Here is a 9832-nt window from a genome sequence, read left to right as displayed (position 1 = left end):
AATTTATGTAATAGAGCCTGTAAAGTGGCTCTGAATTACCGGAATATGTGGCTCTCATTCTCCGGAATGGTGGCTCTCAAAGTTCGGACAGGTGGCTCAAAGAGCCCCGGAATAATCAGCATTGAGCTGGTAGAGGTAAAATAGGACAGTATGAAAAGCATTTATTTTGTCCGTCACGGGGAGACTGTGTGGAATGTGGAAAATAAAATCTGCGGTTCCACAGATATTGAGCTGACAGAGAGAGGGCATCAGCAGGCGGTGGAGACCGGGAAAAAGATTCTGGCAGAGGGAATCCAGGCGGATGAAATTCTGTATTCTCCGCTTGTGCGGGCTGCGGAGACAGCCCGCCACATCTCTGAGATCACCGGAATCCCGGCCCGGGTCGAGCCGCGCCTGAAAGAGCAGTGCTTCGGGAAATGGGAGGCTGCGCCCCGGGACGGAAAGGAATTTCAGAAGGCAAAAGGAGAGTTCTGCTGCCGCTATGAGGGCGGCGAGTCCATGCTGCGGCTGGCCCAGAGAATCTACAATCTTTTGGATGAGATTCGGGACGAGACGGGAGACAGGACTTATATTCTGGTGGCCCACAATGGTATTTCCAGAGTCGTACACTCTTATTTTTACGAGATGACCAATGCGGAATACGCGGCCTTTGGCGTGGAAAACTGTGCCGTGCTCCGATATGATTTTAAATGACGCAGTCTTTTACGTCAAAATGAAACACTCCTGTTTTAAAACGTTTTTCATGAAAAATGATGCTCCATTCCGTCTCCTTCACAGGCTCAAAGCGTGGGAGAGAGCAGACGGCGTGGAGCTTTTGCTGTTCCACGCTGGCATCAGAAAGAACGACGGGAATGACTGCGCCTCCGATAATTCCGATGGCTGCGGCGCTTCCTCCGGAAGCAGAACCGCCAGAATCGGGAGAAACAGCTTTCCTTCTTGGCTGATCGCCGTCACTGCAGCCAGCCACAGTGATGCCGTTTTCGGATTCCGGTGAAAGCGTATAGGTCAGGACCGTGTAATGGGGCGGAAACTCAAAAGGATCTTCCAGCTCTTCCAGCCGGGTTTTATCCAGCGTCTCCTGGGAAATATCCCGAACAGTCAGCGTACACTGGCATCCGTCTGCCGGATGGATAAATGAGATAGTGTCTCCGGGAGCAGCCGTAAAGCGCGGGCCGGGAATATCGACCGGATATGGCTCCATCGAGAGGAGAAGACTGTCAATCTGAGAGAAGCGGCTGCCTTCCCATAGAAAAGCGTGCCGGGATATGCACCATCCGTATGCCGGGTCCAGTCCGTAATGTTTCGCAGCCGGTGCTGCTTCCAGTCCCCAGGCTGCGGCTTCGTCCGGATATTTTTCGGACAGCCAGGGAAGATAATGCACAGCGCAGCTGTGGGAAAGCGTCAGCTTCCGGCCATTTACTTCCAGCTCCGGATAAAATTTCAGGTGGAGAGGGTTGTTCAGTTCAATTTCCATCTGCTGTTCTCTGGTAAAGCGGTCATAGTCAGCATTTTCCGGAGTCAGGTCCCATTTTTCCATAAAGGCATCCATTTCCCGGGGCTCTATGCGCATACAGAGATCGAGCACAAGTCCTTCGCCGCAGGAGTAGACGGCCGGGAGCAGCCAGTGGCGGCCGGCCCACTGGAACGGTTCTCCGATTCGAAGCTCTGCGCCGGCCTGATCCTGACCCTGGGAACTCCAGAAGTTTCCGTCAAAACAGACCTTCCATTCCGGCCTGCCCTGGCTGCCCGGGGTTCCGGATGAAAATGTTCCGTTCTCTGACGGGAGAGGAGCGGTATGTTGTTTCTGGGGACTTTGAGAGTTCTGGTTCATGAGTGTCCACCTCCTGATTTGTTTTATGAGTTGATTTATTTCGATTGATTTATTTTAATTGATTTATTTTAATTGATTTATTTCGATGGATTTATTTCGTGAATTCGCCGATCGCTTCCGCTGTAAGCTGAATCTGCTCTTCATTTGTGATTTCCGGTGTGCCGTCGCCCTTCTGCGCGCCATAGCACCCGAAGTAAGCATGGCAGCCGCCGGGAATTATGAATTCTGTAAAATCTGCAGGGAGATTTTCTCTGTATATTTCATAGGAGTTCCGGTTCATCACTCCATCCTCCGAACCATAGACGGACAGGACGGAAAGGCCGCTGTCTTTCAGGTCCGCTGTAGAGTAGGCAGCCAGAAGAATCAGGCCCTCAAAATTATCGGGATGGCGGCTCAGATAAGAGGCCGCCATGGAGCCGCCCAGAGAGTGGCCGCTCATGTACCAGGACTCGATATGCGGGTATTCTTCCGGAATTCCCTCTGCGGCATTTACGTCCAGCACAGCCAGATTTCCGGGCATATGCAGGAGAACGCAGAGAAGTCCCTGTTCCGCGCAGGCTTCCATCAGTGGCGCGTAGGCCTCATACTGGACTTTGCCGCCCGGATAGAAGATAAGTCCGGCCCGGGGGCTGTCGGGCGTGAAGATAATCCGGTCATCCTCTTCGGAGACGGTGATGCCCTGGCCGGAATAAGCGGCAGCTTCCAGGGCAGATTCCTCTGCATGATAATAGTTTCCTATATATAACACGCAGGCCAGAACGGCGGCGGCCAGGACCGCCGCCGCGGCAGTCAGTATTCTTTTCCAGAACTTTTTTCTTTTCGTTTCTCTCAATGAATGGTTCCCCTTTGCGGTATTATCTGCTATTATAGCATGGCAGGGAAAAAGATGATATGATAAGTTGCGCAGACCGGGGCAGCAGGCGGAAAAGGCCGTGCCTCTGACAGGATTTTATAAGGAGTACAAGACCAATGAGTATCTTAAATGTAGAACACTTAACCCATGGCTTCGGAGACCGGGCCATTTTTCATGATGTGTCCTTCCGGCTGCTGAAGGGAGAGCATATCGGCCTGGTGGGGGCCAACGGCGAGGGAAAATCCACGTTTATGAATATTATCACCGGAAAACTGCAGCCGGATGAGGGAAAGATTGAGTGGGCGAAGAATGTCCGGGTGGGCTATCTGGATCAGCATACGGTCCTGGAAAAGGGGATGACCATCCGGGATGTACTGGCTTCTGCCTTCGGATTTCTGTTTGAGCTGGAAGCGCAGATGAATGAAATGTATGAGAAAATGGCGGAGGCATCCGAGGAGGAGATGGCCTATTATATGGAGGAGACCGGAGTGATTCAGGAGCTTCTTTCCGCCCATGATTTTTATCTGATTGACACGAAGGTGGAAGAGGTGGGGCGCGCCCTGGGGCTTTCGGACATCGGGCTGGACCGGGATGTGACAGAGCTGTCTGGCGGTCAGCGGACCAAGGTGCTTCTGGCAAAGCTTCTTTTGGAGAAGCCGGATATTCTGCTTCTGGACGAGCCCACAAACTACCTGGACACAGTTCACATCGAATGGCTGAAACGGTATCTGAATGACTACGAAAACGCGTTTATCCTGATTTCCCATGACATTCCCTTTCTGAACAGCGTCGTCAATCTGATTTATCATATGGACAATCAGGAGCTGAACCGCTACGTGGGAGATTACGACAGGTTCCAGGAGGTCTACGCGGTGAAAAAGGCTCAGCTGGAGGCGGCCTACAACCGCCAGCAGAAGGAGATCGCGGAGCTGAAGGATTTCGTGGCGAGAAACAAGGCCCGCGTGGCCACGCGGAATATGGCCATGTCCCGGCAGAAGAAGCTGGACAAGATGGATGTGATTGAGCTGGCGGCGGAGAAGCCGAAGCCGGAATTTCATTTTCTGGAGGCCCGGGCACCGGGACGCTATCTGGTGGAGACTCACGATCTGGTGATTGGATATGAGGAGCCTTTGTCCAGCCCTCTGGATTTTCAGATGGAGCGGGGAGAACGGATTGTCCTTACAGGAGCCAACGGCATCGGTAAGACCACACTGCTGAAGAGCATCCTGGGCCTGATTCCGCCTCTTTCGGGAACCGTGGAGCTGGGCGATTATCTGGAAATCGGATATTTTGAGCAGGAAATGAGCCAGGACATCGAAACCACGACGCTTGAAGAGCTGTGGAAGGAATTTCCCGGTTTCAGCCAGTTTGAAGTTCGCTCTGCCCTGGCAAAATGCGGCCTGACCACCAGGCACATTGAGAGTAAAGTAAAAGTGCTCAGCGGCGGCGAGCAGGCCAAGCTGCGCCTCTGCAAGCTGATCAACCGTGCCAGCAATCTGCTGGTGCTGGACGAGCCCACGAACCATCTGGACGTGGACGCCAAGGAGGAGCTTAAAAGGGCGCTTCAGGTTTACAGGGGAAGTATTCTGATGGTATGCCATGAGCCGGAGTTTTATGAGGGACTTGCCACCAGAGTGTGGGACTGTAGCCAGTGGACGACGAGGGTGTAGGGGAGTCCCGTTTCCAGATGGGAAATCTGTGACTGAGAAATTGAAAAAGCACAATCAGATGGAGTGGATAAGGGCTGGTAACAGTATTTATCACTGTGCGGAAGAAATTGTACTGAACGAAATTATATATGGATAAAAATGAGAACTGGATTTCACTCGCCTGTGGAGTCCGGTTCTTTTTATGCTGTGGTAAGTGAAACTTCCGGAATCGGCAAAAATATGTCAGATAGTTCAGAGAGATTAATGGATTTATTGCCGGTAATATGATATACTATTAATGTAGATTCGTATAGTATAGGATTCGATTGATAACGGAGGAAAGCAGATGCGGTACCTTTCAGTTGCTGAAACAGCAAAAAAATGGAATATATCGGAACGCAGTGTGAGAAACTACTGTGCTCACGGACGTGTGCAGGGTGCCTTTCTTACCGGAAAGACCTGGAATATTCCGGAGAACGCCGAAAAACCAGAGCGTTCCAACAAAAAGAAAGAACATCCGTTTACACTGCTGGATATCTTGCAGGAACAGAAAGTGAGTAAATATCAGGGTGGTATTTACCATAAGACACAAATTGATTTAACGTACAATTCAAACCATATGGAGGGAAGTCGTCTGACCCATGATCAGACCAGATATATTTTTGAAACCAATACCATCGGCGTAGAGAATGAAGTTCTCAATGTGGACGATGTGATTGAAACGGCAAATCATTTTCGATGTATTGATATGATTATCGATCATGCAAAAGCTGTTTTGACTGAGAAGTTTATCAAGGAGCTTCATCTGACTTTGAAAAGCGGAACCAGCGATTCCAGAAAAGACTGGTTTGCAGTGGGGGATTATAAGAAACTGCCCAATGAGGTGGGCGGCATGGATACTGCCTTGCCCGAAGAAGTTGCCGGTAAGATGAAAGCGCTGCTGACAGAGTATAACGCAAAAGAAGAAAAGACATTTGAAGATATTTTGGACTTCCATGTGAAGTTTGAAAGAATTCACCCATTTCAGGATGGCAATGGGCGTGTGGGCAGACTGATTATGTTTAAGGAATGCCTGAAATATAATATTGTTCCGTTTATTATCGAGGACAATTTCAAAATGTTCTATTATCGTGGATTAAAAGAATGGAACAATGAAAAAGGTTATCTGATGGATACCTGCCTGACTGCACAGGATAAATATAAGGCATATTTGGATTATTTCAGAATTCCATATTAAGTAAGACATCTAGCCACATTATGGGTTTGATTGGTAAAAGTACAACCTTAAAGGCTATTCTCAACATGGTTTTGCCAGAAAGTGGGAGCTTCCATGGCTGAAGATGAGGCCCATAAGGCACATATCCAGTACACATTCAATATCTTGATATGGCAAACTCGTATCAATGGAATTTCTGAATACACGGAGGCAACTATGAAAATAGCAGAAGTAAAAGACAGGAAGCCGGATTTCATAAATCGACTGGTCGAAGTCTGGGAAGACTCTGTAAGGGTTACCCATCTATTCCTATCGGACAGCGAAATCAAGAATATAAAAGAATATGTGCCGAAGGCATTGAATGGAATTGCCCACTTGATAATTGCGGAAGATGAAGCAGGCTGTCCGGTGGCCTTTATGGGGATTGAAGGCGATACTCTGGAAATGCTGTTCATCGCTCCGGAAGAAAGAGGAAAAGGGCTGGGAAAACGGCTAATCCAGTATGGGATTGAAAACTATTCCATTGAGAAGTTGACTGTAAATGAACAGAATCCGCAGGCAAAAGGTTTTTATGAACACATGGGCTTTCGAGTTTACAAAAGAACAGACCTCGATGAACAGGGAAATCCCTACCCCATTTTGTACATGAGCCGTTAAGCAATTCAATAAAACTCCGCTGTCGTTTGGCGGTTTTCAAATCTTTTGGAGAGCAGGGAGAGAATTATGAAACATGGTTATTGTATATTTTTCAGGGACAGGGAATTCAAAATATATTGCAGAAAAGTTTGCTGACAGGATGCAGATTGAAGCACATAGTATTGAAGAAAATATAGATTTTGGACAGATATTTGATAAAGTCGATACGATAGCAGTATGTTATCCGATTTATGGTTCTTGTGTTCCTCTAATCATGAGAGAATTTGTAAAAAAGAATATGCAGTTTTTTGAAAGGAAAAAGCTGATAATTTTTTGCACGCAAATGTTATTTTCAGGAGACGGTGCAAAGGCATTTGCTCGTTTAATCCCTAATTGTGACGGAAGGGTTCGTTATGCAGAACATTTTAAAATGCCTAATAATATTTGCAACTTTGCATTATTTCCAATGACAGAGAAAGAAAAAACAAAAAAACCATTGAGAGCTCTTGAAAAGTTAGATAAAGTCTGTTCTGACATTCAGAAAGGTGTCGTAAAAAAGAGAGGTTGGAATGCTTTCTCCAATATACTTGGAAAAACGCAAAACATAGCATATCCTAAAATGGAAGCAAAGGCCAGAGCTTCTTTTCGTACAGACGATTCTTGTATAGGATGTGGTTTATGCGTTAAAAAATGCCCTATGCATAATCTTGAATTAGTAAATGGAAAGGTTAAACAAAATGGAAATTGTACTCTTTGTTATCGATGTGTAAATATATGTCCGAAACAAAGCTGTACAGTTTACTTCACAAAGAAACCAAAGAAGCAATACAAAGGGATTTCATAGATCCTAACTCAGCCAAATACGCTTTATTTTACACGTTACATAGGTGTCGTTAGAAATGACAGGTTTTTAAAACTTAATAATTCAAAACAGTCACAAAATTAATCATAAAAAAATACGATTGAGGATGTGGAGTTACAGATAAAAGTTTCGATGTTTGATGACAGAATAGAAATTATTTCTCCGGGAGGACTGCCGTCTGGAATAACAGAGGATAAATACTTATCGGGAAAACTTTCAGTTCTAAGAAACAGAAATCTTGCAAATGTATTTTACAGGTTGGGGTTTGTCGAAATATTTGGTACGGGAATTACGCGAATAAAACAACTTTATGAAGGAGGATTAAAACAGCCGGACTTTGAAGTGGCGGAAAATACAATTAAGATTGTACTTTCTGTTTTTGAGAAAAATCTGAATTTAACGGTATATAAGATTTTAAGCAAGACAATGTTGAAATCAATTAGCGAAATTAATCCTTATGCCCTATTTGGCAAATCAAAGACAACACAGTTACTGAAAGAAATGAGTAAAAAGGTGTTGTAAAAATTGAAGGCGGGGGGAAGAGGTACTAAGTACGTGATAAAATAACTACAATGACAAAGAGTGATAATGTAAACTTGTATGATATTGACTATTCTTTGTTTGCAGGGATATTCGTTTTATAATAATATAAGGAGAAATACGAACATGATAAAAATACTATTTGTGTGCCACGGCAATATCTTGAAAAGTCCCTGAAAAGCCAGTAAAATCAATGGTTTCACGAAGCGGAAAGGCGCTTACTACACCATTACTACACCATTTTTGAAAGAACCTTGATGTGACAAGTTTCGATATATGAGAACGCAAGCGGCGATATTCCAGAGCAGGGGTATCGCCGCTTGCTGTATGTAGGTAAAAGTGTTACTTGAGGAAATGCTCATGTACGGTAAAGTAGTACTATAATATTACAGACAACCGCCCTACTATTTCGTATAACGCAGAGATAGAAACAAGATTACATAAGCAATTTGTGAAATAGTACATTGACACACATAGTAATATCGGATATAATGTGCATGGAGGTGAAGCAAATGCCGGAGCAGAACATCAACAGCGATCTAATCCGTGGGCATATAGATACCATCATTCTTAAAATACTAAGAGATGGCGACAATTACGGCTACGAGATTATGAAAGCTGTATCCATGAACAGCAATAATGAATATGAATTGAAAGAGCCGTCTTTATATACAAGCCTAAAGCGTCTTGAGAAACAAGGCCATATTGTTAGCTATTGGGGCGACCAATCGCAAGGCGGGCGACGAAAGTATTATCATATTACGGACAGCGGTAACGCTGCCTATGAAAAAGCACTTTCGGAATGGCTACACGCAAAAAAAATTATTACTATGCTTCTGCAAGGAGGTAAGGACGAATGATAGATTTACAAAAATATATTGACGGATTATTCCGGCATCAGCGTTTAACACCGGAGGTAAAAGACCTAAAGGAAGAAATATTGAGCAATATGATTGCAAAGCGGGACGATTTGATTGCACAGGGATTGAGTGCAGAAAAGGCAACCGAGAAAGCAAAGGAAAGTTTGTCAGCGATTGATTATCTGATAGACGGAAATCAGCTTACCGATGTTGGCAAATATCATTTGGAATGTATGCAAACGCTATTGCTCAACTGTATTGTTTTTTGGATTTTTTCCTTGCCGCTTCTCTTTACCCATTATGCGCTAACCAGCTATATCGGGCTTTTATGTGTTATCATTTCCGGCTGCGCTTACATTCTGAGCAAAGATAAAAAAGAAAATGTCATTGCTTTTCTATCGCTTTCAGCGAGTGAACACAGAAAAAAAGTCGCATGGACTATTTGGAGTGCATTTTTTCTTGTAGCTGTCGGAACGATGGCAGCATTGACATTTGGAAGTGATATTTGGTTTGGCAGACCTCTGAATATTACAGGCCCATATCAAATGGCAAATATTGCAGTGCGGTTTTATCTGCCGCTATTGACCATTATCATTCCTATTACAATCAGCAGCTTTTCAAGAATACTGCTGAAATGCAGAAAGGGGCATGAAGATGAATAAGAAAAGTAAAATTATTATCGGACTTCTCGCTGTTGCAGTTGTTTTGTTCTGCGTAATCCAGTTTTGGATTATTCCCGCCAATCAAGCAAAACAAGAAGCTTACGCTCAAAATCAGACGGACGCTTTAACACATGACATTTCTGCGATTGAAGATTATAGGACTGCATATTTGGGGGACGCGAACAATGATAGAGACTTATTTGGAAATTTACCATTAAACAATATTCCAAGGCAGTTTGAAATCAATTCTGATGACTGTACTTTAACAGTGAACTATCTTGATACTGTTTGGAATATCGGAGAGGATAAGGTACAAAGAGATTTAATCTATAATACCGTTGCGGCTATGGCGGCGATTGATAATTTGTCGGGGATAACCTATAACTTTTCCGGTGATAGCTATTCCTTTGAACGAACGCAAATTGAAGATATATTCGGCGCTCCCTTGTCAAATCTGCTTGAACAGGAGAAGTGGAGCAACGATGTACAAGACAAACTAAAGGATACGGATTTTGTTGAACAATTTTATAAATAGCAAAGCCAGCCGAGCCAGTCAACGGTCAAGATGAACGGCGCATACGCGCCGCCGCCCGCAGCCCCGCCAGCCTTTGCTGGTAGGCAATCAAGGGGCGACAGCAAGGAGTGCTGCCGCCCCGCACTATTATCAGAGAGGGGGAATTTCCATGACCGAAGATGAAGCCTACAAAGTGCATATCCAGTACA

Annotated in this window: 12 protein-coding genes; 10 read left to right on the top strand and 2 right to left on the bottom strand. The window is 45.1% G+C overall.

From position 1 onward, the window contains the following. The first annotated feature begins 150 nt into the window (after positions 1-150). The gene (locus tag B5E82_RS17400) at positions 151-693 is read left to right on the top strand and encodes a histidine phosphatase family protein (RefSeq protein WP_087308785.1); all 543 of its coding nucleotides are present in this window, start codon (positions 151-153) and stop codon (positions 691-693) included. On the opposite strand, the gene B5E82_RS17395 is transcribed toward B5E82_RS17400, so the two are convergent. Together B5E82_RS17395 and B5E82_RS17390 are read right to left on the bottom strand one after the other, a co-directional pair. After that, the gene (locus B5E82_RS17395; RefSeq protein ID WP_087308784.1) at positions 686-1831 is read right to left on the bottom strand and encodes a hypothetical protein; all 1146 of its coding nucleotides are present in this window, start codon (positions 1829-1831) and stop codon (positions 686-688) included. The two genes, B5E82_RS17400 and B5E82_RS17395, sit on opposite strands and share 8 nt — an antisense overlap. A 91-nt stretch (positions 1832-1922) precedes the next feature. Next, complete coding sequence (locus B5E82_RS17390) at positions 1923-2663, bottom strand: alpha/beta hydrolase (RefSeq protein ID WP_087308783.1); 741 nt, start codon at positions 2661-2663, stop codon at positions 1923-1925. A gap of 137 nt (positions 2664-2800) precedes the next feature. On the opposite strand from B5E82_RS17390, the gene B5E82_RS17385 reads away from it, so the two are divergent. The 9 genes from B5E82_RS17385 to B5E82_RS17345 all read left to right on the top strand — a co-directional run bounded on the left by B5E82_RS17385 (position 2801) and on the right by B5E82_RS17345 (position 9644). Then, positions 2801-4354, top strand: a complete 1554-nt coding sequence (locus B5E82_RS17385; protein ID WP_087308782.1) for an ABC-F family ATP-binding cassette domain-containing protein — start codon at positions 2801-2803, stop codon at positions 4352-4354. Continuing rightward, the gene (locus B5E82_RS18920) at positions 4284-4490 is read left to right on the top strand and encodes a TnpV protein (RefSeq protein ID WP_087308781.1); all 207 of its coding nucleotides are present in this window, start codon (positions 4284-4286) and stop codon (positions 4488-4490) included. Before B5E82_RS17385 ends, B5E82_RS18920 begins: the two co-directional genes overlap by 71 nt. A gap of 189 nt (positions 4491-4679) precedes the next feature. Further along, positions 4680-5570 carry a Fic family protein gene (locus tag B5E82_RS17375; protein WP_087308780.1) on the top strand — a complete coding sequence of 297 codons (891 nt, stop codon included), beginning with the start codon at positions 4680-4682 and terminating at the stop codon, positions 5568-5570. A 93-nt stretch (positions 5571-5663) separates the two neighbouring features. Further along, positions 5664-6206, top strand: a complete 543-nt coding sequence (locus B5E82_RS17370; protein ID WP_330398421.1) for a GNAT family N-acetyltransferase — start codon at positions 5664-5666, stop codon at positions 6204-6206. Between the two features lie 73 nt (positions 6207-6279). Next, positions 6280-7029 carry an EFR1 family ferrodoxin gene (locus tag B5E82_RS17365; RefSeq protein ID WP_087308778.1) on the top strand — a complete coding sequence of 250 codons (750 nt, stop codon included), beginning with the start codon at positions 6280-6282 and terminating at the stop codon, positions 7027-7029. Positions 7030-7155: 126 nt separating this feature from the next. After that, complete coding sequence (locus B5E82_RS17360) at positions 7156-7569, top strand: ATP-binding protein (protein ID WP_275533175.1); 414 nt, start codon at positions 7156-7158, stop codon at positions 7567-7569. 530 nt (positions 7570-8099) lie between these two features. Further along, positions 8100-8447 (top strand): PadR family transcriptional regulator, encoded by a 348-nt coding sequence (locus tag B5E82_RS17355; protein ID WP_087308777.1) that lies wholly within the window; start codon positions 8100-8102, stop codon positions 8445-8447. Further along, positions 8444-9109 carry a permease prefix domain 1-containing protein gene (locus tag B5E82_RS17350; protein ID WP_087308776.1) on the top strand — a complete coding sequence of 222 codons (666 nt, stop codon included), beginning with the start codon at positions 8444-8446 and terminating at the stop codon, positions 9107-9109. Before B5E82_RS17355 ends, B5E82_RS17350 begins: the two co-directional genes overlap by 4 nt. After that, on the top strand, positions 9102-9644 hold the full coding sequence (locus B5E82_RS17345) for a DUF4825 domain-containing protein (RefSeq protein ID WP_162610815.1): 543 nt from the start codon (positions 9102-9104) through the stop codon (positions 9642-9644). The genes B5E82_RS17350 and B5E82_RS17345 overlap by 8 nt, the downstream gene beginning before the upstream one ends. Positions 9645-9832: the final 188 nt, after the last annotated feature.

The sequence above is a fragment of the Lachnoclostridium sp. An138 genome (genome assembly GCF_002160765.1).
GTDB classification, from domain to species: Bacteria; Bacillota; Clostridia; order Lachnospirales; family Lachnospiraceae; genus Laedolimicola; species Laedolimicola faecalis.
This window is presented reverse-complemented; position numbering and strand designations above follow the sequence as displayed.

Coding starts and splice junctions, on each gene's coding strand:
- B5E82_RS17365 (WP_087308778.1), top strand. CDS start 6,280: ATGGTTATTGTATATTTTTCAGGGACAGGGAATTCAAAATATATTGCA.
- B5E82_RS17370 (WP_330398421.1), top strand. CDS start 5,664: ATGGCTGAAGATGAGGCCCATAAGGCACATATCCAGTACACATTCAAT.
- B5E82_RS17395 (WP_087308784.1), bottom strand. CDS start 1,831: ATGAACCAGAACTCTCAAAGTCCCCAGAAACAACATACCGCTCCTCTC.
- B5E82_RS17345 (WP_162610815.1), top strand. CDS start 9,102: ATGAATAAGAAAAGTAAAATTATTATCGGACTTCTCGCTGTTGCAGTT.
- B5E82_RS17385 (WP_087308782.1), top strand. CDS start 2,801: ATGAGTATCTTAAATGTAGAACACTTAACCCATGGCTTCGGAGACCGG.
- B5E82_RS17375 (WP_087308780.1), top strand. CDS start 4,680: ATGCGGTACCTTTCAGTTGCTGAAACAGCAAAAAAATGGAATATATCG.
- B5E82_RS18920 (WP_087308781.1), top strand. CDS start 4,284: ATGAGCCGGAGTTTTATGAGGGACTTGCCACCAGAGTGTGGGACTGTA.
- B5E82_RS17350 (WP_087308776.1), top strand. CDS start 8,444: ATGATAGATTTACAAAAATATATTGACGGATTATTCCGGCATCAGCGT.
- B5E82_RS17355 (WP_087308777.1), top strand. CDS start 8,100: ATGCCGGAGCAGAACATCAACAGCGATCTAATCCGTGGGCATATAGAT.
- B5E82_RS17400 (WP_087308785.1), top strand. CDS start 151: ATGAAAAGCATTTATTTTGTCCGTCACGGGGAGACTGTGTGGAATGTG.